17 protein-coding genes are annotated in these 23,326 nt (G+C 62.0%); 11 read left to right on the top strand and 6 right to left on the bottom strand.

Features of this window, described 5'->3' with window-relative positions:
* The first annotated feature begins 120 nt into the window (after nucleotides 1–120).
* Nucleotides 121–1,560, top strand: coding sequence for an FAD-binding oxidoreductase (locus tag N2597_RS10450; protein ID WP_183597625.1), 1,440 nt, complete (start codon nucleotides 121–123; stop codon nucleotides 1,558–1,560).
* Between the two features lie 124 nt (nucleotides 1,561–1,684).
* Here the strand turns inward: N2597_RS10450 and N2597_RS10445 are convergent, their stop codons facing one another.
* A complete protein-coding gene (locus N2597_RS10445) occupies nucleotides 1,685–2,434 on the bottom strand; it encodes a histidine phosphatase family protein (protein ID WP_183597626.1) in 750 nt (249 codons plus the stop codon).
* 223 nt (nucleotides 2,435–2,657) lie between these two features.
* On the opposite strand from N2597_RS10445, the gene N2597_RS10440 reads away from it, so the two are divergent.
* Nucleotides 2,658–3,467, top strand: a complete 810-nt coding sequence (locus N2597_RS10440) for a UDP-2,3-diacylglucosamine diphosphatase (protein ID WP_009996812.1) — start codon at nucleotides 2,658–2,660, stop codon at nucleotides 3,465–3,467.
* A 178-nt stretch (nucleotides 3,468–3,645) separates the two neighbouring features.
* Nucleotides 3,646–4,866, top strand: coding sequence for an MFS transporter (locus tag N2597_RS10435; RefSeq protein ID WP_183597629.1), 1,221 nt, complete (start codon nucleotides 3,646–3,648; stop codon nucleotides 4,864–4,866).
* Here the strand turns inward: N2597_RS10435 and dgcA are convergent.
* On the bottom strand, nucleotides 4,818–5,801 hold the full coding sequence (gene dgcA / locus N2597_RS10430) for an N-acetyl-D-Glu racemase DgcA (protein WP_183597632.1): 984 nt from the start codon (nucleotides 5,799–5,801) through the stop codon (nucleotides 4,818–4,820). The genes N2597_RS10435 and dgcA overlap by 49 nt on opposite strands.
* A gap of 98 nt (nucleotides 5,802–5,899) precedes the next feature.
* Here dgcA and N2597_RS10425 point away from each other — a divergent pair, with 98 nt between their 5' ends.
* The 5 genes from N2597_RS10425 to N2597_RS10405 all read left to right on the top strand — a co-directional run bounded on the left by N2597_RS10425 (nucleotide 5,900) and on the right by N2597_RS10405 (nucleotide 11,326).
* Nucleotides 5,900–7,069, top strand: a complete 1,170-nt coding sequence (locus tag N2597_RS10425) for an ABC transporter permease (protein WP_183597634.1) — start codon at nucleotides 5,900–5,902, stop codon at nucleotides 7,067–7,069.
* 1 nt (nucleotide 7,070) lies between these two features.
* The gene (locus N2597_RS10420; protein WP_038689284.1) at nucleotides 7,071–7,910 is read left to right on the top strand and encodes an ABC transporter ATP-binding protein; all 840 of its coding nucleotides are present in this window, start codon (nucleotides 7,071–7,073) and stop codon (nucleotides 7,908–7,910) included.
* 8 nt (nucleotides 7,911–7,918) lie between these two features.
* A complete protein-coding gene (locus N2597_RS10415; RefSeq protein ID WP_096761807.1) occupies nucleotides 7,919–9,289 on the top strand; it encodes an MlaD family protein in 1,371 nt (456 codons plus the stop codon).
* Between the two features lie 25 nt (nucleotides 9,290–9,314).
* Nucleotides 9,315–9,926 (top strand): ABC-type transport auxiliary lipoprotein family protein, encoded by a 612-nt coding sequence (locus N2597_RS10410; RefSeq protein WP_009992459.1) that lies wholly within the window; start codon nucleotides 9,315–9,317, stop codon nucleotides 9,924–9,926.
* 146 nt (nucleotides 9,927–10,072) lie between these two features.
* Nucleotides 10,073–11,326, top strand: a complete 1,254-nt coding sequence (locus N2597_RS10405; protein ID WP_096761806.1) for a sensor domain-containing diguanylate cyclase — start codon at nucleotides 10,073–10,075, stop codon at nucleotides 11,324–11,326.
* A gap of 8 nt (nucleotides 11,327–11,334) precedes the next feature.
* Here N2597_RS10405 and N2597_RS10400 read toward each other — a convergent pair whose 3' ends face one another.
* On the bottom strand, nucleotides 11,335–12,204 hold the full coding sequence (locus tag N2597_RS10400; protein ID WP_183597636.1) for a D-alanyl-D-alanine carboxypeptidase family protein: 870 nt from the start codon (nucleotides 12,202–12,204) through the stop codon (nucleotides 11,335–11,337).
* A 353-nt stretch (nucleotides 12,205–12,557) separates the two neighbouring features.
* Here N2597_RS10400 and N2597_RS10395 point away from each other — a divergent pair, with 353 nt between their 5' ends.
* Nucleotides 12,558–13,076 (top strand): P-loop nucleotide/nucleoside kinase family protein, encoded by a 519-nt coding sequence (locus N2597_RS10395; RefSeq protein WP_183597638.1) that lies wholly within the window; start codon nucleotides 12,558–12,560, stop codon nucleotides 13,074–13,076.
* Between the two features lie 22 nt (nucleotides 13,077–13,098).
* On the opposite strand, the gene N2597_RS10390 is transcribed toward N2597_RS10395, so the two are convergent.
* Together N2597_RS10390 and N2597_RS10385 are read right to left on the bottom strand one after the other, a co-directional pair.
* Nucleotides 13,099–13,659, bottom strand: a complete 561-nt coding sequence (locus N2597_RS10390; protein ID WP_039620036.1) for a cysteine hydrolase family protein — start codon at nucleotides 13,657–13,659, stop codon at nucleotides 13,099–13,101.
* A gap of 100 nt (nucleotides 13,660–13,759) precedes the next feature.
* Complete coding sequence (locus N2597_RS10385) at nucleotides 13,760–20,863, bottom strand: apolipoprotein A-IV repeat region-like domain-containing protein (RefSeq protein WP_183597640.1); 7,104 nt, start codon at nucleotides 20,861–20,863, stop codon at nucleotides 13,760–13,762.
* 462 nt (nucleotides 20,864–21,325) lie between these two features.
* Here N2597_RS10385 and N2597_RS10380 point away from each other — a divergent pair, with 462 nt between their 5' ends.
* Together N2597_RS10380 and N2597_RS10375 are read left to right on the top strand one after the other, a co-directional pair.
* Nucleotides 21,326–21,709: an Hpt domain-containing protein gene (locus tag N2597_RS10380; protein WP_010060336.1), complete on the top strand. Its 384-nt coding sequence runs from the start codon at nucleotides 21,326–21,328 to the stop codon at nucleotides 21,707–21,709.
* A gap of 267 nt (nucleotides 21,710–21,976) precedes the next feature.
* Nucleotides 21,977–22,297: a 2Fe-2S iron-sulfur cluster-binding protein gene (locus tag N2597_RS10375; protein ID WP_009993280.1), complete on the top strand. Its 321-nt coding sequence runs from the start codon at nucleotides 21,977–21,979 to the stop codon at nucleotides 22,295–22,297.
* Nucleotides 22,298–22,598: 301 nt separating this feature from the next.
* Here N2597_RS10375 and N2597_RS10370 read toward each other — a convergent pair whose 3' ends face one another.
* Nucleotides 22,599–23,225: a DUF922 domain-containing Zn-dependent protease gene (locus N2597_RS10370; RefSeq protein WP_096761802.1), complete on the bottom strand. Its 627-nt coding sequence runs from the start codon at nucleotides 23,223–23,225 to the stop codon at nucleotides 22,599–22,601.
* Nucleotides 23,226–23,326 lie beyond the last annotated feature (101 nt).

Raw genomic sequence — 23,326 nt, 5'->3', positions numbered from 1 at the left:
GTGGAGCCCCATTCGCGGCGGTGGCAAAGAGCTAATCCTTTTGGAAAACTTGTTTGGCGACCACTGCAGGCGCAATATGCCGCCGCGACAGTGCGGGGCGCCGGTCGCAGGGAGGAAATCATGGACAATTTGAACCTGACGACGCTGCAAAGCGGGCAGACGATGGTCAATGACGTGGCCATGGATGCTTTTGCCGCTGGATTTCGCGGCAATCTTCTGACCAGCAAGGATACGGATTACAACGAGGCTCGGGCGATCTGGAACGCGATGATCGACCGTCGGCCTGGGTTGATCGCGCGTTGCGCCGGGGCGGCCGACGTCGTGCGCGCGGTGCGGTTTGCCCGCGACAACAATCTGCTCGTTTCGGTGCGCAGCGGCGGCCATGGCATTGCCGGCAACGCCATGTGCGAAGGAGGCATCGTCATCGATCTGTCGACGATGAAGTCGGTCCGGGTCGATCCCGAGATACGCCGCGCCAGGGTCGAGCCGGGCGCCACGCTTGGCGACGTCGACAAGGAAACGTTGGCCTTCGGGCTGGTGCTGCCGACAGGCATCAATTCGACGACCGGCATCGCCGGCCTGACGCTCGGCGGCGGTTTCGGCTGGCTGACACGGAAATTCGGGCTGACCCTCGATAATCTGGTTTCGGTGGATGTGGTGACGGCCGACGGCGAACTGGTCAAAGCGAGCGAAAGGGAAAGGCCGGATCTCTTCTGGGCGCTGCGTGGCGGCGGCGGCAATTTTGGCGTCGTCACCTCCTTCGAATTCCAGCTCAACCCGCTGCATTCCGAGGTTCTTGCGGGGCTGGTCGTGCATCCCTTCGCTGATGCGGAGAAGGTGCTGCGGGAGTATCGGCAGGCGCTGGACGCGGCACCCGATGAACTGACCTGCTGGGTGGTGATGCGCCAGGCGCCGCCGCTGCCTTTCCTGCCGGCCGAATGGCACGGTAAGGAGATCGTGGTCCTCGCCATGTGCTATTGCGGAGATATAACGGCGGGGGAAAAGGCGACGGCCAGATTGCGGGCGATCGGCAATCCGATTGCCGATGTCGTCGGTCCGGTCCCGTTTACCGGCTGGCAGCAGGCATTCGATCCGCTTCTGACACCCGGCGCGCGCAATTACTGGAAGAGCCAGGATTTCGCATCCCTCTCGGATGCGGCGATCGACATGCTGCTGAAAGCCGTGCGCAAGCTGCCAGGGCCGGAATGCGAAATATTCATCGGCCATGTCGGTGGGGCCGCCGGGCGTATTCCTACCGAAGCCACGGCATTTCCGCAGCGCAGCTCGCATTTCGTCATGAATGTGCATGCGCGCTGGCGGGAAACCGGAATGGATGCAAGCTGCATCGGCTGGGCGCGCGAACTCTTCGAGGCAACCAAGCCGCATGCTGTGGGTACGGCCTATATCAACTTCATGCCGGAGGATGAGACGGATCGGGTCGAGATGGCTTATGGCGCCAATTATGCGCGTCTCGCTGAAATCAAGCTGCGCTATGATCCGAACAACCTGTTCCGCATGAACCAGAATGTGAAACCGCTGGCGGCTGTGCGGGTAGCCTGATTGGTGCGGTCAGGCGACTGTCAAAACCCTTCCCCACACGGGGGGAGGGACTAGTTGTGCGCGCCAGCTGGAGCAGACATCGGAATGATGAAATGGATCCGAGCCTCTCTTTCCACTCAGATGACTAGCCACCAGGCCTTGGCGTGATCGTCACGTCGGCGCCATGGGCATCGCGCAGATCGCCTTCATGTCCAGGCAGCCGGTCGGCCGCCCGGTGCAGCAGGATCGACGCATAGCCTTGCGAGCGCGTGCCCTCGATCAGCGTGATGTCGGCATTTCCGGGATTGTCGGAGCGCTCGAACCATTCGACAGGGTGGTGCAGGAAGTTCATTTCGACCGCCCGATTGGTGACGCCATGGCCGACAATGGCGATGTTATGGTCGTCGTTCTCGCCGTCGCGCATCACCGTCTGGAGGAAGAGCCGCACCCGTTGAGCGACGTCCGCCCGGCTCTCGCCATCGGGTGGACGCGCATAGAACTTGCCGCTATTGCTGCGCAGACGCGCCCATTTTTCGAATTCCTCGGGAAATTTCTGTTTTCTCTCGGAATGGTCGTAGATTTCGGTAAAGAGGCCGAAATCCTGCTCGCGCAGCAGATAATCTTCCCTGACATCGCCGACGAAATCTTCCGGAAGGGCATCGAGCAAAGCGTCTTTGCTCTGTCGTGTTCTAAGAAACGGCGAGTACCAGATGCGTAGCTTCTGAAATCCGCTGTCGGGCAATCCCCGCAGATAGGATGTGATCACGCAGCCGGCCTCCAAAGCCTGCCGGTAGCCCCATTGCGTCAGTGGCACGCTGTGGTCGCCGAACTGCCGATAGGCCCGTTCATCGATGTTGCCGAGGGATTCGCCGTGGCGAACGAGAAAAAGGCGCATCAGCCGTCCCCGCATTGTCGGACGTGAATCGCCGCATCATGAACGCGAGCGATGCGCGGGGCAACATTGCAGGAAGGCGATTCCTGCCCCGACGATTGACTTATTGCCGTTGGGATAACCAGCGGTGCAGGCCTTTTCCCCAGTCTGTCATCTTCCTGAAACACGAGTCTGGTTTTGGAAGGCTATATGAAAGATGGGGCATGAGCCGTAGCTCGTGATAGACATGATGGAACCCAGACATTTCCGCACGCTCTTCATTTCCGATGTGCATCTCGGCTCGAAGGCCGCGAAGGCTGATTTCCTCCTGGACTTCCTGCGCTACCACGAAGCCGATACGATCGTGCTCGTCGGCGACATCGTCGATGGCTGGCGCCTGAAGCGCAGCTGGTATTGGCCGCAGGTCTGCAACGATGTCGTCCAGAAGCTCTTGCGCAAGGCACGCAAGGGCACGCGCGTCGTCTATATCCCCGGCAATCACGACGAGTTCCTGCGCGATTTTCCGGGCATGCATTTCGGAGGCATCGAGGTCGTCGAGCGGATGATGCATGACGGCGCCGACGGCAAGAAATACCTGATCCTGCATGGCGACGAGTTCGACGTCGTCGTTCGCAATGCCCGCCTGCTCGCCTATCTCGGCGACTGGGCCTACGATACGGCGATCCGCATCAACATCCTGCTGGCCGCCGTGCGCCGCCGCCTCGGTATGCCCTACTGGTCTTTCTCGGCCTGGGCCAAGCTGCAGGTCAAGCATGCCGTCAATTTCATCGGGGAATTCGAGCGCGTCGTCGCCGAAGAGGCGCGCAAGAGCGGTGCCGACGGGGTGATCTGCGGTCATATCCACCACGCGATCATTCAGGACATGGACGGCATCCGCTACATCAATACCGGCGATTGGGTCGAAAGCTGCACGGCGGTCGCCGAGCACGAGGACGGCACGTTTGAATTGATCACCTGGCGGGCGCTCGCCAGCACAGTGCCGGCGCTGACCGCGGTCGAGCGCGAAGAGGCGGAGCTGGCACCCCAGGCTGCCTGATTTCGGCTGATTATTTCGTGCCGGCGCGCCCGCGCCGGTACTTTCCAGGAATTTAGCCGGTACCGTCAGGCGATAGGCCCTATTTATTTTCTAAAACGTTTCAGCAGGGCTATTTCTCGCAATAGTCGCATCCGGGGTGGCCGTGGTAGGACAACGTCAGTTTCCTTCAGGTCCCCCCATGATTCCCGTTCACCATTCCCCGACGAGTGAGGGAGCGCCGCCGCGCTTCCGGCTGCTCAGCGCGCTTTCCTATTGTGCGCCGTTGCTGGTCAACGGCATCGTTCTGCCGTTCTTCCCCGTCTGGCTCGCGACCCACAGTTTCAGCGACCATGAGATCGGCATCATCCTTGCCATACCGATGGTGGTCCGGGTGCTGGTGGCGCCCATCGTCGCCATGATCGCCGACCGCTTGAAGGAACGCGCCGATGTGCTGCTGTGGTCGGGTGGCCTGTCGCTGCTGACGGCGATCGCGCTTTACTGGACGACAAGTTTCTGGCCGGTGACGATCGTCTATGCGCTGCAGGGCGCCACCTTCGCGCCGTATCTGCCGGTCGTCGAATCGATCGTCATCTCGGGCGTGCGCCGCTGGGGGCTCGATTACGGGTCGATGCGCGTATGGGGTTCGATCGCCTTCATCGCCTCGACGCTGGTCGGGGGGCAGTTGGTCAGCCGCTGGGGCGGCGGGATGGTGCTCATCGTCATGGTGTTCGGCTTTACCATGACGATCGTCATGGCGATCTTCTGTCCGCGCATCGGGCCGACGCGGCGGCGCGGCCAGCCGATAAACATTCCGGCGGCCACCGGCAGCGGCCTGCGCGAGCCGCATCTGCTGCTGCTTCTGATCGGCGTGGCCATCCAGCAGTCGAGCCATGCGGTGCTCAACACTTTTTCGTCGATCTACTGGCATCAGCTCGGCTTTTCCGGCACCGAAATAGGCCTGCTCTGGAGCGCCGGCGTTGCCTCGGAGGTGACGGTGTTCTTTCTTTCGAAGCGTCTAAACCGGCGCTTCGATGCATGGACGCTGATCCGCTTCGGCTGCGCCGTCAGCGTCTGCCGCTGGATCCTCTTTCCCATGAACACGGGCTTTGCCGGTTTCTTCCTGCTGCAATGTTTCCACGGCTTCACCTATGCCTTCGTACATACCGGCGTGCAGCGGCGGATCGTGGCGACGGTACAGGAAACGCAGGAATCATCGGCGCAAGGCGCCTATTTCTTCTATGTCGGCATGGCGATGGCGCTGATGACCCTGGCGTCCGGTTATCTCTATGCCTGGCTGGGCGTCGTCAGCTATTGCGTCATGGCGCTGGTCGCGCTCTGTGGCCTCGGCATCGTCATCGCAGCCTATTACCTTCAGCCCCAGAGGCTGCTTTCGGGCGGAAAAACCAGGGAGGCAGCGTAACGGAGGCCGGGCTGCCGGTCGCGGGCGAGCAGCAGCGGACCGTCGAGATCGACGAAATCGGCATTCTGGGCGAGCAGCACCGCCGGTGCCATGGCAAGCGAGGTGCCGACCATGCAGCCGATCATGATCGAGAAGCCGAGCCGCTCGGCCTCTGTCTTCATCGCCAGGGCCTCGGTGAGGCCGCCCGACTTATCGAGCTTGATATTGATCGCGTCATAGCGGTCGGCAAGGCTGGCGAGATCGCCGGTATGGTGGACGCTCTCGTCGGCGCAGACGAGCAGCGGGCGGCGGATCTCGGCAAGCAAGGCGTCGCGGCCAGCCGGCAGCGGCTGCTCGACGAGCGTCACACCCGCCTCCGCGGCGATGTTGAGGTGACGTTCCAGCACCGCTTCCGGCCAGCCTTCATTGGCATCGAGGATGATTGCGGCTTCCGGCGCGGCCGCGCGGACGGCGCGGATGCGGCTTTCATCGTCGCCGGTGCCGACCTTGACCTTGAGCAGGGCGCGGCCGGCATGTTCGCGCGCCTGGGCCGCCATCACCTCCGGTTCGCCGAGCGAGATGGTATAGGCCGTCGTCAGCGGTTTCGGATCGGCAATGCCCAGTCGAGACGCGACGCTTTGGCCCATCTGTTTGGCTTCCAGATCCCAGAGGGCGCAATCGACGGCATTGCGGGCAGCGCCGGGCGGCATCGCCGACAGCAGGTTGTGCCGCGAGATGCCTGCCTCGATCAGCGGACGCGCGGCTTCGATCTGGGCAAGAACGCTCCCCATCGTTTCGCCGTAGCGGCGATAGGGCACACATTCGCCATGCCCCTCAGCCCCTTCGTCCGTCAGCGTGCAGGTGATGACCTCAGCCTGCGTCTTTGCGCCGCGGGCGATGGTAAAGCTCCCGGCAATCGGAAAGGAATTCATCTGGATATCAAGGATGCGCGGCATTATTGCTGTCCTGCGAGCATGGAAATTGCACGTTGCTTCTGTATATTGACGCGCCGGGCGACGAACCGCTTCGCGAGTCGGCACTGTCGCTGTAAGCCTTGAAAGACACAAGTATCTTGAACGCCGATAATCGCAACGCTGCCTCGCTTGCCGTGGACGACCAGTCCACAGGTTCGGGACAGCGTGTGCGTCTTAGTGGTAACTGGCGCAGCGCCTATGTGCATCTTGTGCTGCGCGATTTCGAAAAGCTCCTGCACCAGAAGTCCGGTGACCTGACGGTCGATCTGTCTGATATCACCGATATCGATACGGCGGGCATCTGGTTGCTGTGCCGGCTGAAAAAAGAAGCGGAGGCGGCCGGGCGGACGGTTCGCTTCGAAGGCACCAATCCGCATATCGACGAAATGCTGGCGATGTTTTCCGAGGAGCCGGCCAAACCGGAGCCGGAGCCGAGGGAGAAGATCTCCCTTGCTGCGCGCATCCTCGCGCCGATCGGCAAAATGACCTACGACGTCTGGGACAATCTCGCCGCCGCCATGTATATCCTGGGCTCGGCGGTGCGCGGCGCGCAGATGAAATTCGGCCGCGGCAGCGGCGTTTCGCCGGCCTCCATCGTCAATCAGATCGACCATATGGGCGTTCGCGCCGTTCCGATCATCCTGCTGATGTCATTCCTGATCGGAGCGATCATCGCCCAGCAGGGCGCCTTCCAGTTGCGCTATTTCGGCGCGGAAGTCTTCGTCGTCGATCTCGTCGGCATCCTGCAATTGCGCGAAATCGGCGTGCTGCTGACCTCGATCATGATCGCCGGCCGCTCCGGCAGCGCGATCACCGCCGAAATCGGCTCGATGAAGATGCGCGAGGAGATCGACGCGCTGAAGGTGATGGGCCTGAACCCGATCGGCGTGCTGATCTTCCCGCGGCTGGTGGCGCTGACCATCGCGCTGCCGCTGCTGACGGTCTTGGCGAATTTCGCCTCGCTTGCCGGTGCGGCGGCCGTCGCCTGGGGCTATTCCGGCATCACCTTCGCCAACTTCCTGGCGCGCCTGCACGAGGCGGTGACACTGTCGACCGTCCTGTCCGGCATGATCAAGGCGCCGTTCATGGCGCTCGTCATCGGTATCGTCGCCGCCGTCGAAGGGCTGAAGGTCGGCGGCAGCGCCGAATCGCTCGGCCAGCACGTGACGGCCTCTGTCGTGAAGGCGATTTTCGTCGTCATCCTGATGGACGGGCTTTTTGCGATGTTCTATGCAGCGATCAACTTCTAGCATGGCGGACCGCGTGAACGAGCAAGCGATCGAAAGCGAAGGACAGGGCAGGGATGTCGTGCTTTCGGCGCGCAACGTCACCGTCGGGTTTGGCTCGAAGGTGGTGCTCGACAATCTGAACCTCGATATCTATCGCGGCGAAATCCTTGGATTCGTCGGCGCGTCGGGCACCGGCAAATCGGTGCTGATGCGCACGGTGCTGAGGCTACTGCCGCGCCGCTCGGGCACGATCAAGATCCTCGGTCAGGACTTCGACGAACTCGACGAGCCGCAGCGCAACGCGCTCGACATGCGGCTCGGCGTGCTGTTCCAGCAAGGTGCATTGTTTTCGTCGCTGACGGTCAAGGAAAACATCCAGGTGCCGATGCGCGAATATCTCGATCTGCCGCGCTCACTGATGGACGAACTGGCGCATCTGAAGATCCGCATGGTGGGACTGGCGGCCGATGCCGCCGACAAATATCCGTCCGAGCTTTCAGGCGGCATGATCAAGCGCGCCGCCCTTGCCCGCGCCCTGGCGCTCGATCCGGATCTCGTCTTCCTGGACGAACCGACGTCAGGTCTCGATCCGATCGGGGCGGCCGAGTTCGACGAACTGATCGCCAATTTGCGGGATAGTCTGGGACTGACCGTTTATATGGTAACACACGATCTCGACAGCCTGTTTTCCGTCTGTGACCGTATTGCCGTGCTCGGAAAGAAGCGGGTAATGGTGGAAGGCACGATCGACGACATGCTGGCCTATGACGATCCATGGGTGCAGGCCTATTTTAGAGGTAAGCGGGCGCGGTCGATCGTGCCGCAGGACAATGGCGCGCGGCACGGCAGCGGCGGGAAGTGACCGGATAGATGGAAACTAAAGCCAATTACACGATTGTCGGTTTTTTCACGGTGCTGGTGATCGCGGCGGCCTTCGGCTTCGTCTACTGGATGGCCGAATATGGCCGCGGCGGCCCGATGACCGAGTTGATCGTGCGGATTCCGGGTTCGGCCAACGGCCTCAGCGTCGGCTCGCCGGTGCGCTTCAACGGTATCCAGATCGGCTCTGTGCAGACATTGTCGATCGATGCCGACGATCCGCAATATTCGCTGGCTTTCACCCAGGTGCGCACCGATGCGCCGATCTACCCGTCGACCAAGGCCGCCCTTGAAATCCAGGGCCTGACCGGGGCTGCCTATATCGAACTCTCGGGCGGTCGCAAGGGCGAGGAAAGCATCCTCCAACATGCGATCGACAATAACAAACGTGCCGTCATCGTCGCCGACCAGTCGAGCGTCACCAATCTTCTCGCCACCGCCGACAAGATCCTCGACCGCGCCAACGACGCCGTCGGCGAACTCCAGGGTTTCATCGAGGATTCGCGCGCTCCGCTGACCCAGACCTTCAAGAATGCGGAGACATTCTCGGACGCGCTTGCCAAGAATTCCGACAATATCGACGCCTTCCTGCAGAGCGTCGGTGAGCTCTCCGATACGGTGAAGGCGGTCTCCGGCCGGGTCGATTCGACCCTTCAAGCGGTGGAATCGCTCGTCAAGGCTGTCGACGCTCAGAAGATCGACAATATCGTCTCCAATGCCGAGAAGATTACCGCCAACGTCGCTGATGCCTCAGGCGATCTCAGGGGCGCGATCCAGAAGTTCGACGAGACGGCCACCACATTCAACGATTTCGGCAAGCAGGCGCAGGCCACACTCGACCGCGTCGATACACTCGTCGCCCAGATCGATCCCGCCAAGCTCAAGGGGTCGGTCGACGATATCTCGCAGGCGACCAAGGATGCGCGCGCCGCTGTCGCTTCGATCCGCGATGTCGCCAACACGGTTTCGGGACGCCAGAAAGATATCGACCAGACGATCCAGGACGTATCGCAGCTTGCCAACAAGCTGAATTCAGCCTCGACCCGCATCGACGGCATTCTCATCAAGGTCGATGCGCTGCTCGGGACCGACAATACACAATCGATGTTCGCGCAAGCGCGGGAAACGCTGGAATCCTTCAAGAAAGTCGCAGACAATCTGAATGCGCGAATCGGGCCGATCGCCGACAATCTGCAGAAGTTCTCGAGCGGCGGCTTGCGCGACGTGCAGACTCTCGTCAACGACATGCGCGGAACAGTGAACAATCTGAACGAGACGATCACCAACTTTGACCGCAATCCGCAACGCCTGATCTTCGGTGGGGACACGGTCAAGCAGTATGACGGCCGGACGCGGCGCTAATAGGGTAAGTCAGGGATAGCCTAATATGGTCGCATCGCATCTGTTGTCGCGCCGTTCATGGATCAGGGGAACGGTGATCGCGCTGCCGCTGACTGCGCTGATCCTTTCCGGGTGCGGCACCGCGGCCAAGAACGACACCTATGACCTGGCGGGCGCCGTCGACGGCGACGGACCCGCAGCCAAAACCCGCCAAATCCTGATTGCCGGTCCGACGGCGCTGAAGGCGCTGGATAGCGAGCAGATCGTCATCCGCGTTTCGCCTTCGGAAATTCAATATCTTTCGCGGGCGCAGTGGGGCGACAGGCTGCCGCGCATCGTGCAGTCGAAACTGGTGGAAGCCTTCGAGAATTCCGGCAAGGTCGGCGGCGTCGGCATGCCGGGGCAGGGGCTGGCGATCGACTACCAGATCGTCACCGACATCCGCTCGTTCGAGATCGATGCTTCGAACGGCAATCAGGCGGTGGTCGAAATCTCCGCCAAGATTCTCAACGACCGCAACGGCACCGTGCGCGCCCAGAAGGTGTTCCGCGCCATGGCGCCGGCCGGCGGCGACAATGTCGCTTTCGTCAAGGGTCTCGACCGCGCCTTCGCCGCTGTTGTATCGGAGATCGTCAACTGGACGCTGCGCTCAATCTGAGATGGCGTTTGGCAATCGCTGGCTCCAAATCAAGAGTTGCCAATTCGGAAAAAATCTCGTCCCCTGTGATTGGGGCCGCCGCCGTATTCAAATTTTTCACGAATTTGTGGAACCCATCATGTTAACGCTATCAGGAGGCACGCTGCATGGTGGTTGCACGAGTGTTCGGGAAGTCGTCGCCGGAGGCGATCCAGCGCGAAAACGACCGTTTGGCTGCGCTGCAGCAACTCGATCTCCTCGATACGCCGAGGGACGAAGGCTTCGAGCGGATCGTCCGTCTGATAAAGCAGATCTTTTCCATCGACATCGGCATCATATCCCTGATCGACGGGCACCGGCAGTGGTACAAGGCCTGTTCCGGCCTCGCGGCCGACGAGGTGTCGCTGGAAGATACGTTCTGCCGCTGCGTGGTCGACTGTGACGAACCTGTCATCGTGCAGGATGCCACCAAGGACGCACGATTTTTAAAGCATTCCGCGGTGACCGGCGAGGATCATATCCGGTTTTATGCCGGTGTGCCGCTCAGAACTAAGGCCGGGCATATGATCGGAACAGTTTGCGCGATCGACCGCCAGCCACGATCGTTCGGCAGCAGAGACCTTAGCATTCTCCTGGAACTCGCGGGGGCGGCGATGGACCGCATTGATCTCATGCAGTCGGCCGCTACCGACAGCCTGACCGAGGCGATGACCCGGCGCGCCTTCAAGCAGGAGGCCGATCAGCTTATCTCGCTCGCCCTGCGGCACCAGCACGACCTGTCATGTATCGTCTTCGACATCGACCATTTCAAGCAGGTGAACGACAGGCATGGACATGCCGCCGGAGACGCAGTCCTCAAGGCGGTGGCATCCGCCTGCAAGGCGACCCTTCGCGCCGGTGATTTGTTCGGACGGATCGGCGGGGAGGAATTCGCCGTCGTGCTGCCGCATGTCGACCGTGAGGGTGCAGTCGCCGTCGCCGAAAAGATCAGAGCCGCCATCGCCTCGCAGCCCGTCCGCAGCGATTATGGTGTCCTGCACGTCACGGCGAGTCTGGGCAGCTCGGCGCTCTCTATCGTCAGCAAGGACATCGAGACCTTGCTGGGGCAGGCGGATGCCGCCATGTATCAGGCCAAACACGGAGGCCGGAATCGCTGCGTATCTTGGAGCTCCATTCACGCCGATCACGCGATCGGCGCTCGCCGGCGGGTGCTGAAGGCAGGTTCGATCCTGTTCAACGATCGGCGCTCGACCATCGACTGCACCGTCAAGTCCATCGGCTCGGAGAGCGCCGGTATCTTGGTTTCGAATACATCGGGCATTCCTGCTGAATTCGTTCTTGCCATTAAAGGAGAAGGCTTCGAAACGAATTGCAGGGTAATTGCGCAAGACCGGCAACACCTGGAAGTGGCGTTCAAATAGATAGCGGCCTATTTCGTCGGTTGCGAATCCGTCATCGTCGCTCCGGGCTGGCTGCCCGGTGTGGTGTACGCAGTAGCGGTCGATGACAGGGTGCTGTCCAGTAGTCCGGCCATCTTGTCGTCACGCAGGCCAGCAGTCTTTTCACCCATGACGACGCCAACCACGCGCCGGCCACCCTTCAGCGCCGACGTCACGACATTATAGCCGGATGCGTCGGTATAGCCGGTCTTGATGCCGTCGACGCCGTCATAGCGATACATCAGGTTGTTGTGGCCCCGCAGTTTCATGCCGCGGAACTGGAAGCGGCGCATGGAGAAGAGTTTGAACTCCTCGGGGAAGTCCCGCATCAACGAGACGCCGAGGGTCGCCATGTCACGCGCCGTTGTGACCTGCTCCGGATCGGGAAGGCCCGAGGGATTTTTGAAGACCGTGTCCTTCATACCAAGCTGGCGCGCCTTGTCGGTCATCGTTCTGGCGAAAGCCTGTTCGGAGCCGCCGAGCTGTTCGGCGATCGCCACGGCAGAGTCGTTGGCAGACAAGACCACGATGCTTTCGACCGCTTCACGCAGGGTTACCTTGCGACCGGCGCCGACGGCAAGCTTGAATGGCTCCTTGCTCTCGGCATTTTCCGACATGGTGAGCTTCTGATCCCAGGTGAGGCGTCCGTCGTGCAATGCCTCGAAAGCGAGATAGAGCGTCATCATCTTGGTCAGCGACGCCGGATAGTTGAGATCGTCCTGATTGGAGGCTTCGAGCACCTGGCCGGACTGTACATCGAGGACGAAGCTTGCCTGGCCGGCCTCGGCCGGAATGAAAGCACCCACCAGTAAGGCGAATGGGAGCGCGGAGGCAAGAAGCCGGGATGTCGTCTTGGTCATCGATGTTACTGTCTCTGTCGTTGGGCGTCGGTGGGCTGTTGGCTAAACGCAAGCGGATCTATAAAGTTTGTGACAAAATGAAGGACAGGCGGCAATTAAAAGGCCCTATCCACTGCTGATTCCTTTTGTCCCGTCTTCCTCGTGCTGGAAATGGCCGTCGGTCTCGATCGGTGCGTTTACAATTGGGGCATGGCAGCCGATCGATAGGACAGGGCAGGGCAGCAATGGTGCCGGTTCGCGTTGAAATACTACTTCCGCTTGCTTTGCGAAACATCTCCTCTACAAAGAAGTGATGGACGAAGCTGGACTTGTCAGTCCGGCTTCGCTGCGCATTCGCAAACGGGCGAGAGACGATGCTGGTGATCTTGGGCGGCTTGCCGGGTAGTGGAAAGACGACTATTTCGCGCGCCCTCGCGAGACGGCTCGGAGCCGTATATGTGAGGGTCGATACAATCGAGCAGGCAATCAGAACGTCGGTTGATCCTTCCACGGACATCGGCCCGGCAGGTTATGTCGTGGCCTACGGCATTGCCGCGGACAATCTAGCGCTCGGCAGGGTCGTGATCGCAGATTCGGTCAACCCGCTGACGATAACCCGCGAGGCATGGCTGGCGGTCGCTCAGCGCTCCGGCGTGATCGCGGCCGAGGTCGAGGTGATCTGTTCCGACAAAACCGAACATCGCCGCCGGGTCGAGGCACGGAAAACGGATGTGGAAGGTCTGGTCAAACCGACGTGGCAAGAAATCGTCGAGCGAATTTATGATGACTGGGGGCAGAGGCCGATCATTGTCGATACGGCTGCGAGGGATGTGCCGGAGATCGTCGAGGCGCTGATCGTCAAGCTGAGGACCGAGCGCCTGCTTCCGATATGATATCGGCTGTTGCTACGGTGCTTTATGAAAAGGCGATGTCGGCCGCGGGGCGGATTTCCACCGCCGCCTTGCCCGCGTCGAACCCGTCGAGCGTTTCGTTGTGGTGGGCGACAATCTCGGAGAAGGTGAGGGTCGCAGTATCGCCTGTGGTATGGCCGTCCGCAACCAGCGTCACATCATAGCCGAGCGAAACGGCGCGCCTGACGGTCGTGTCGACGCAGAATTGCGACATGCAGCCGCCGATGACGAGATGGGTGACCGCCCGTTCGTTCAGGCGTTCGGCGAGATCGGTCTCGAAGAAGGAGTCGGCGCTTTGCTTGCGGACGACGACCTCGCCTTCCCCAGGCGCAATCTCCCGGCGCAGTGCCCATCCCACCGTGCCGACCGCCAACCGATGGCTGCTGTCGCCGTCATGTTGGACCAGCACGACCGGCGCGCCTGCCTGTCTCGCCTGCTCCTGGAGCGATGCGAGGCGAGCGACGGTTTGATCCAGTGCTGAATCGACGAGAGACTGCCGCTCCGGCTTGGCCTTGCCGGAGAGAATTGCATTCTGCACATCGATGATCAGGAGGGCCTTGGTCATTTGCTTCGCGGTTCCATCGCAGAGGAGCAGATCAACCGCTCACATAAGTGAAGCCGCCTGAGACGTTCAGGCGGCTTTTAATCACGGCTATCGGACAGGCTTAGCGGAGCCTGCCGGCTGCATGGGCGAGCATGGTGTAGACCTTGCCCGTATCCGAGGTCAGATAAGACTGAGTGACAGTCTGGTTCGGGTCGGTGCGGGCGACATCGGCGAGCAGCTTTTCGAAATCACCGATATAGCGGTCGACGGCGGTGCGGAATTCCGGCTCGCGGTCGTATTTGCGTTTGATCTCGTCGAAGGTCTGCTGGCCCTTAAGCGTGTAGAGACGACGGGTGAAGACGTCACGCTCGCCGCGCTGGTAGCGGCGCCAGAGATCAACCGAGGCATCGTGGTCGATGGCGCGGGCGATATCGACGGAGAGCGAGTTCAGCGATTCTACGACGTGGCGCGGATTGCGGCTGTCGTTGCTGCGTGCGGCCGGTGCGGGGGTTTCCGCCGGCCGAGCCGGAGCCCGGGCAGGCGCCTCGTCCGCGGCCTCGTCACGCGAAGCGCCGCGCAGAAGATCGCTGATCCAGCCGCCGCCTTCCCGGGTCGGTTCCTGACGGGCTGCTTCCTGGCGAGCGGGGGCCGGCTGCGGGGCGGCGCGCTGAGCGGCGACAGCCGGAGCGGAGGGCGCGATCGTTCCGCGCAGCCCCGTCGCTTCGATCGGCGGCGGTGCCGCCGGCTGCGGCGGTTGAGCGGCCGGCTGGGCGGGGCGCGGCGCCGGCTGTGCCTGGGCAAGCGAGCGGGCGACGGGCTGGGAGATTTCAAGCTGCTGGCTGGAGCGGCCGACGAGCTGGGAGATATCCTGAAGCGCCTTGATCTGCTCGGCGACGGCGCGGCGCATGGCCGAGGCGCTTTCCTTGGCTTCCTCTGGCAAGTCGAAGGCGCCGCGCTTCAGTTCGGCGCGGGTGGCGTCGAGCTCGCTGCGAATGTCGGCGGCGGAGCGGCGAATATCCTCGGTGGCGCCGGAGAAGCGTCCAACGGCATCCTCGATCGCCTCGCGCAGCGATTCGCGCATGTGCTGAGCGGCACCGTCGGAGGCGCGGCCGGCCTCGCCGAGCATGCGCTCGACTTCCGACAACGAGGCGGTGAGGCCGCCGCGAATACGATTGGAGAGGTCGCCGGAACGGCGCTCGACATTGGCGAAAGTGCCGTCGATCGTCGTGTTGGCTTCCTCGCCCGCGCGGGTGATCGCCTGGCGCATCGTCTCGGCCGCCTCCTGGGCGCGCTTCTCGGTTTCGGTGAGAATGCGGCCGATATCGGCGAAGGAGGATTGTACGCCCTGGCGCAGATTGCCGGTGACCTGGTTGGAGCGCTGCTCGGCCCGCTCGAACACGGTCTCGATCATGCCGCCGAGGCCCTGCATGGTCTTTTTGATCTCGTCGGAGCGCTGGACCAGGCTGACGGAGAGCGCCTGCAGCGCGCCTTCACGCTCCTCGAGCGTCGAGGCAAGGTTGGACTGGGCGGCACCCAGAAGCTGTGAGGCCTGGGTCAGAACCTTGGAATGTTCGTCGAAGCGGCCGATGATGCCGCCGACCTGGGCCAATGTCTGGCCTGATATGTCGGAGAGGCGGTCGACCTTGCCTTCGAGAAGCCGGGTCGAGGCATTGACCATTTCGGCGGCCTTGGTGGCGGAGTCGGCAAAGCGCGTCGTGGTTTCGCCGAGACGTCCGTCGACGCTCGTCAACTGCTCGGCGGCGCGGTTCATCATCATGGCCATCGCCGCGCTGCTTTCCGACATGCGCTGGACCAGACCGTTGACATTGCCGACCAGGCTGCTCTCGATGGCGCTGACGGCATTGGCGACATTCTCGGTGCGGGCGGCAACGGCGCTGGCGAGCGCTTCGTTTTCGGCGCGCAGACGGTCGGCGCTCAGGTTGGCGGCGGCGGTGATGCGGGCGGCAGCCTGCTCACCGGCATCGGTGTAGCGATCGATGATCGGGCGGGCCGTTTCGTCGAGGATACGGGTCAATTCGACAGAGCGGCCTGATAGCATCGAGTTGAGGTCGCGGGTGCGTTCCTCGAGCGTCGAGCGGATCGAGTTGCCGCGCGCTTCGAGCGCCCGGTCGATATCGGAGAGGGTGGTATCGATCTCGCGGCTGCGCTCCTCGAGATTTGTGCGGATGGCGCTGCTGCGGGCTTCGAGCGCCCGGTCGACATCCGCCATGGTGGCGGAAATCTCGCTGCCGGCCCCCGACAGCGTCGTGCGGATGGCATTGCCGCGCGCTTCGAGAGACTGGCCGGCATCCGACAGGGCCTTGGAAATGGCGTTGACCTGCGTGCCGACGATGGTCTCGGCCTCGGCGACTTTGTTGACAATGGCATTGCCGGCTTCCGAGAAAGTCTGGGCGACGGCAGCGGCCTGGGTTGCCAGGCGGTTCTGGGCTTCGGCGACGCGGGTGACGATCTGCGACGAACGTTCATCCATGGTGCGGGTGAATTCGTCGCTTTTTGCATTGAGTTCCTCAGCGAATTGCTGGCCGGTCTTGCCGAGCAGTTCGGTGGTTCTCGTCGCTTCGCCTTCCATTCCCTGGGCGGCTTCTGCCACGGCGCTGCGTAGCGTCGAAGCGAGGCCGGCGGCCTTGCCTTCGATGGTGCGGTTGACGGCTTCGAGGCCGACAGTCAAAGCGCGATCCATCGTCGAGAGGCGTTCCTCGATGCGCTCGTTGCCGCGGTCGAGAGTTTCGCCGAGACTTGCCGTGCGGCCCTCAATGGCGCCCGCCAGCGTGGTCGTGCGGCTGTCCAGGGTCTCGGCCAGATTCGCGGTGCGGCTGTCGATCGCCTGGGTGAGATTTGCGGCGCTGCCTTCGAGCGTCGCCGAGATGCGTCGGGTGGTGTCGTCACCAAGAGCGCCGAGACGGGATATGCCGTCGGCAAGCACGCCGGACAGCTGGCTGCTGGCAGCTTCAACCTTGTCGGCAACGCCGCCGACGCCGTCACGGATGCGGCTCTCGATCGCCGTCAGGCCGGCTTCCATGCGAGAACCGGTTTCTTCAAGACTGCCCGCAAGGTTTGCAACCGACTGGTCGAGATGGGTGGAAAGGTTCTGGGCGGAGTTCGAAATTGTGTTTGCCGCCTCCTGGAAGCGACCGGCGATCTGGCCGGCGCCGGCATGCATGCGATCTTCCAATGACTGAGCGCCGGCATCGATCGCCTGACGGATCGAGGCTTCACGCTGCTCCAGCGACATCTCGAGCATGCTCACGGTCGTCGCCACCGATGTGCCGATGCTGGTCGCCTGTTCGGTCAGCGTATCGCTGATCAACGTATGGGCCTGGTTCAGCGACAGGTCGATGGCGTTGGCGCGATCCTCCAGCGTCGTGCGGATGCGCTCATGGGCAGAATCCAGTCCGCTCTCGATGCGCGCCGCGGCCTCCTCGGCAAGACCTCCGAGCCGCGCATGGGCATCGCTCAGGCGGCCTTCGATGCGGCCGGTCAAGCCGCCGACGATATCCTCGAAGCGGGCGCCGCCGGCATCGAGAACGCCCGAGAGGGTCGCACTGTGCTGGGAAAGCGCATTTTCGAGCCGCTGCTGATTGTCGGCATAAGCGTTATGGATCGCATCGGTCTTGTCGGCAAAGGCGCCGGCGACGCGCGCCTCGGCACTGGCGACGGCTTCCATGATGGAATTGCTGCGGGCTTCGAGCGCGCTGTCGAAGCGGCTCTGATTGTCGTCGAGCGAAATGGCGAGCGCCATGGTCTTTTCGTCGAGCGTATCGGTGAGCCGGTCGTGGCTTGCCGTCACGGCGCCGATGATCGCCGCGGTTCGGTGTCCCAGGGCTTCCTCGATGCGGACCTGGCCTTCGTTCAATGAGGCGGCCAGCGCGGTGGCCTTTTGGTCGAGCACGCCGTTCAGGCGTTCATGCGTGCCGGAGACGGCGTTGGTGATCGCATCGGCACCCGATGTCAGCGCCTCCTCGAGGCGGCTCTGGCTCTCGTTCAGCGAGATGGCCAGCGCCATCGCCCGATCGTCAAGTGTCTCGGACAGCCGGTCATGGGTGGCGGAAACCGCATTGAGGAAGGATTCCGAGCGCGTCTCCAGCGTGTCCTGCAGTCGCCGCTGGCCCTCGTTCAAGGAAGCGGTGAGCGCCGATGTATTCTGGTCGAGCATTTCGGCGATACGCTCCGGTGTGCCAGACACGGCCTTGAGGAAGGTCTCGGACCGGGTCTCCAATGTGTCTTCGAGCCGTGCCTGGCTCTCGCTGAGCGAGATGGCAAGCGTCATCGCCTTCTCGTCGATTGTTTCGGAGAAACGGTCGTAGGTGCCGGAAACGGAATTCAGCAAAGCCGCGGAGCGGCTTTCCAGCGTATCCTCGATGCGAGCCTGGCTCTCGTTGAGCGAGATGGCAAGCGCCATCGCTTTTTCGTCCAAGGTTTCGGCGAGGCGGTCATGCGTGCCGGAAACCGCATCCATCAGGGCGGCGGAGCGGGTTTCGAGCGTATTCTCGATACGCGCCTGGGTCTCGCTCAGCGAGGCGGCAATAGCCGACGCCCTACCGTCCAGCGCCTCGGCGAAGCGGTCGTGGGTGCCGGAGACAGCGTTCAGCAGGGCTGCGGAGCGGGTTTCCAGCGTGTCCTCGATACGGGCCTGGCCTTCGTTCAAGGAAATGGCAAGCGTCATAGCCTTTTCATCAAGCGTTTCGGCAAGGCGGTCACGCGTGCCGGCTATGGTGCTGAGCAGGGCTTCCGCGCGTGTCCCGAGCGCATCCTCGATGCGCGCGTGCCTCTCGTCGAGGGACGTCGTCAGCGCAGCTGCCTTCGTATCAAGTGTTTCCGACAGCCGCTCATGCGTGCTGGACACGGCATTGAGGAAGGCTGCGGAGCGGGTTTCGAGCGTGTCCTTGAGGCGGCTCTGGCTTTCGTTCAAGGAGATGGCGAGCGCCATTGCCTTCTCGTCGAGCGTCTCCGACAGTCGGTCATGCGTGCCGGAAACCGCGTTCAGCAGGGTGGCGGAACGGGTTTCGAGCGTATCTTCGATCCGGGCCTGGCTCTCGTTCAACGAAATGGCAAGCGCCATGGCCTTCTCGTCGAGCGTTTCGGCGAGACGGTCGTGGGTGCCCGCGACAGCGTTGATGATCGCGTCGGAGCGAGTGGACAGCGCTTCCTCGAAACGACCGTGATGGCTGGTCAGCGCATCCACGAGCGCGCCGCCGCGCTCTGCCATGACGCTGTCGATGCGTCCATGCGCAGCGCCGAGCGCCTCGCTGATTTCGGCAGTGCGTGCCGTGAGCACGCCGCTCAACGCCTCGGCGCGGCCGCCGAAGGCGGTGGTCACCTCTTGCGTGCCGGCGGCGACGGCGGCGGTCAGCTCGGTGGTGGTGGCGCGCAGCGTGTCGCGGAACTCGGCTGAGCGAGCCTGGAGATTGTTCTGCAGGTCGGAAGTGCCTGATGCAAGCGCTAGCGAGATGTCGGACGTCGCGTTCTGCAGCGCCGAGGTCAGCTCGCCGGTGCGGCTGGTCAGCGCGGTGGTGATTTCCTCGCTGCGAGTGCCGAGCGTGTTTTCCAGCACTTCGTGGCTGGTGGCGAGGGCGGTGGCGAGCGCCAGCGAGTGATCCGTCATCGAGGAGCCGATGCGGTCGATGCCGGAATTAAGGATGCCATCGATCGAATCCGAGCCGCCGGTCAGCGTCTCGTTGATGCGGGCAAGGCTTTCCATCAGCTTCGTGTCGAGCGAGCCGGTGCGTTTGTCGAAAGCGCTGGTGAATTCGGCGACGCGCTCATCGAAGGCGGTCGAAAGCTGAGCGACGGTCGTCTGCAGCCGTTCCTCGAAGAAGCCGGAGCGAAGGTCGAGATCCATGACGGCGTCGTCGGCGGTGCTCTGCAGGCTCTGGCGGAAGCTTGCGCCCTTTTCGTCAAGCGCGCTGTTCAGTTTCGACAAGACGTCGTCGAGCGTACCGCCGATGGTGCGTTCGCCTGATGTCAGGCTTTCGTTGATCTCGCGGGTGCGGGCGATCAGGATTTCGTTGAGCTGATGCGTGCGCTCGTTCAGTGCTGCGTTGAGCTTCTCGGTGCTGCTGTCCATGGTCGAGGCGCGCGTCTCGAACTGGCTGAGCAGTTTTTCGCCATGCTCGTTGAGATTGACGGTGAGCGCTTCGAGGCGGTTGTCGAATTCGGTGGCCAGCGCAAAGCCGGACGCGTTGAGCGTCTGGAGCAGGCTGTCGGTCTTGGCGGCAAGCAGGCTGCCCATCGACTGCAAAGCGCTGTCCGATTTTTCCAGGATCGTCGCTGCGCGCGTGTCGATCAGCGAGGCGAAGGCTTCGCCCGACGTCGCGAGACGCACGGCGATCTCTTCGGTCGCCAGCGACAATTCTTCCTTCAATTGATCGTGGACGCTGCCGATCGAGGTGCGGATGCGGTCGGCATGGTTGACGATCGCCTCGCGTTCGGAGCCGAGTTCATGGACAAGGCCGCGCACGCGCAATTCGTTGTCCGCATAGGAGCGTTCCAGCGCGTTGACTTCGGAATGGACCAGCGTTTCCAGCTCGGTAGCACGCGCAATGGTGCGCTCGATGCCTTCATTCATGGCCGAGACCTCGCGGCGCACCGCCTGGCCAACGGTCATGATGCGTTCGGAGGCGATGGTTTCCGGCTCCGCCAGGCGCAATGCCACCTCTGCCATGGAACGGGCGGCGTTGCGCATATCCTGGGCGCGGGAGATCATGACCGCAAACGCATAGAACATCGTCACCGGAATGATGATGCCGACCAGGCCGGCAATGACACCGGGCAGGGCGACGAGGTCGGCAATCGAACGGATCTGCCAGATCTGCGGCGCGTAAAGCAGCGACATCAGGCCGAGGCCCGCCATCACCCAGAGCACGGAAAACAGGGTGGCGGTGCGCATTGCCGAGCGGCTGGAGGCGCCGTCGAAGGATTTCAGGATCGAGGCGGGCGTATTGCGGCTGGCATCATTGGCGGGCGCAAAGGCCGGAGCCCTGGAAGCCTGCTCGCCATTGGCGCTGCGGCGGTTGCGGCGCTGCATTTCTTCCTGGGCTTGCTGATTACGCGCATTCGATGGATCAGACACATTCCCCTCCGGCGCCTCAGGCGCGTCGCCGCGGCGAGACGGCACATTATCCTTGCCGAAATCGATCTGGAGCGCCTCGTCCAATGCCTTGAACGCCTTGTCCTCTATCGACTCATTGTATTTGTTATTCGCCATTCGGTTACGCCTCGTTACTGTCGGCCGGTCCGCCAGCGCTGCCCAGGCTTCCGCCTTATCCCGGAACAACTTTGCCGTTATGCCCTCCATCCCAACCGCGGACGGATAAGCATGTCATTTCAGAGTAGATAGCCGCTTTTTCAAACGGAAGGTATCAAAACACTACCATTATCCACTCACTCGGCAAAGGCGCGTACCATAAACCCGCTCCACCAGTATCGTAGTGACACATCTGGGCTCATCACACAATTAATGAAGGCTTGAGATTTCCAGCTCGTTAACTCGTTGTTAACAATTTTGAATCCGAGAGCCGGCTTAAAAACCAATAATTTAGGGATATTTAACGGACGTTAACCATATGCCGAGATTTCCGCGCCCGCTGTGCCGGAATTTAACGGGATGGCCACCCTCGTGACGCAGAACTGTTGCAAGTGCGGACGACGTGAGACGGAGAATTGGCAGATGGCGGCCCAGATGGCAGCATTGAATATCGTATTCGAGGCGCCGGACAATGCAAAGGGACCTTGTCCCTCGAAGGTCCGGCCGATCGACCTGGTTCACCTCGCGAAGCAGACGATGGGCGACAAGACGCTGGAAATCGAAGTCCTTCAGATGTTTGCCCGCCAAGCCCGCGCCTGTCTTCAGGATATTGCGAGCGGCGAAACCGTCCGTGTCGGCGCCGCCGCGCACAGGCTGAAAGGCGCGGCTAGTTCGGTCGGCGCATTCCGCGTGTCGCAGACGGCGGAAGTCATCGAGGAGACCGGCGGCGATGCCGGTGCGATGGCGGCGCTGGGCGCTGCCGTCCTCGACGCGGAGAATTTCATCCTGAAGCTCTGCCGCGGCTGATCTCTCTTTCACCGTTGTTCGAACCACAGCGCCGCGCGTCTTTTCAGACCTGTAGCAGTTTGAACGGCCATTAATTAAGGAATTAGGCAGCAGGCCGATGTTCCATTGCGGAACCACGGGTCTTTTTGCGACCTCCGATATGGCGCATTGAAGACGACGGGCGACGGCCCGATCTGCGAGGTTATGGCGAATTTCGCAATGTTGACTGATGCGTCGAATTGTCGGAAGTAGAGCCGCCCACCCATTTCAAGACCGGAAATAGTCCTGATGCCCAAACTTACCATCGTCGCCTTCGACGGCACGCGCTTCGACCTCGACGTCGATCAAGGCTCCACCGTGATGGAAAATGCCGTGCGCAATTCGGTGCCCGGCATTGAGGCCGAATGCGGCGGCGCCTGCGCCTGCGCGACCTGTCACGTCTATGTCGACGAAGAATGGACGGAGAAGGTCGGCCAGCCCGAAGCGATGGAAGAGGACATGCTCGACTTCGCTTTCGATGTGCGCCCCACCTCGCGGCTCTCCTGTCAGATCCGGATGAAGGCCGCCTATGACGGGCTCATAGTGCACGTGCCTGAACGCCAGGCCTGAGGTCGGCCTTTCGCCGCTATAACCACAAAAAAGACGCCTCGCGCGCTGGTGCGAGCGAGGCGAGGCGGGCGCATTACCTACGGATGAGGGAGGACCATCCGCGGTTTCGGAACGCGCCAGGAGAACCCAGCGAGGAAGTCCAGATGCCGTAGCTGAACTTTCGAATGCGTTCATATTAACGCGTTCCGGTTGAGTCTGCCAGGATGAAAAATGACCATTAAGACGCTGGGGAGCGCGCAAGTTTCGCACAAGTTTAGTTGCGCAGCTAAGTTTTTCCGCTCGCAAGCAGCTTGAAAAATCCTTATTTTGCGCCGGCTCGACCTTTGATTCGATTATTCAGCAATCGCAACATGCGCTTCTGGAAATTGACCGCCTCAACCCGGTCGAATCGCGCCTGCAGCCGATCGTGCTCCTCTATACCGCGAGCTGACTCGTTGGAGACGAGCTCCTGCATGGCCTCGCAGCTGCGCTGCTGCGGCAGGGCGCGGATGGCGCGCTCCATGGCGCGGGCCTGATCTCTGGCGATCTCCGCATGGCGCTCCTCGTGGCGCTTGATGTCGCTCGACAACGCGTCCCAGATCATCGACAGTTCCTTGCTAGCACCACGGCGGCTGTTCCAGCGCGGCAGAATGATCTGGGTGTGGACCGTGACCTTGACGTTGCCGACGCGGCAGCGGCCGTCATCCTGAATATAGGTGGCCTCGCCGCCGAAGCGGATCTTGGTGGCGCCGGGATGGCGCGCCGACGAGCCGCTCGCCGTCGGGCCGCGCCGGCTGAGTTCCTGGTCGAGCTCCTCCGCGGTTTTGCCGCGGATGTCGAAATAGGAATAGCTTTTCGTTGCGATCACTTCGGCTGCAGCTTCGCCGCTGAGAGACAGAGCAATGGAAAAGGCGACAGGAAGGACCATATTACGCACTGCAAGCGGCATTCTGAACGCAACCCATGTTGAAATCGACAGGAGCTTGGGGCATAGCCACCGCAAGCGCAATATCGGATGGCGGCTTTTTTCGTCATCAATAGGACAAGTCT

Origin of the sequence: Rhizobium sophoriradicis (assembly GCF_025200795.1) — a bacterium.
Lineage (GTDB): Bacteria > Pseudomonadota > Alphaproteobacteria > Rhizobiales > Rhizobiaceae > Rhizobium > Rhizobium sophoriradicis.
The sequence above is the reverse complement of the archived record's forward strand: the minus strand, read 5'-3'. Positions and strand labels throughout refer to the sequence as shown.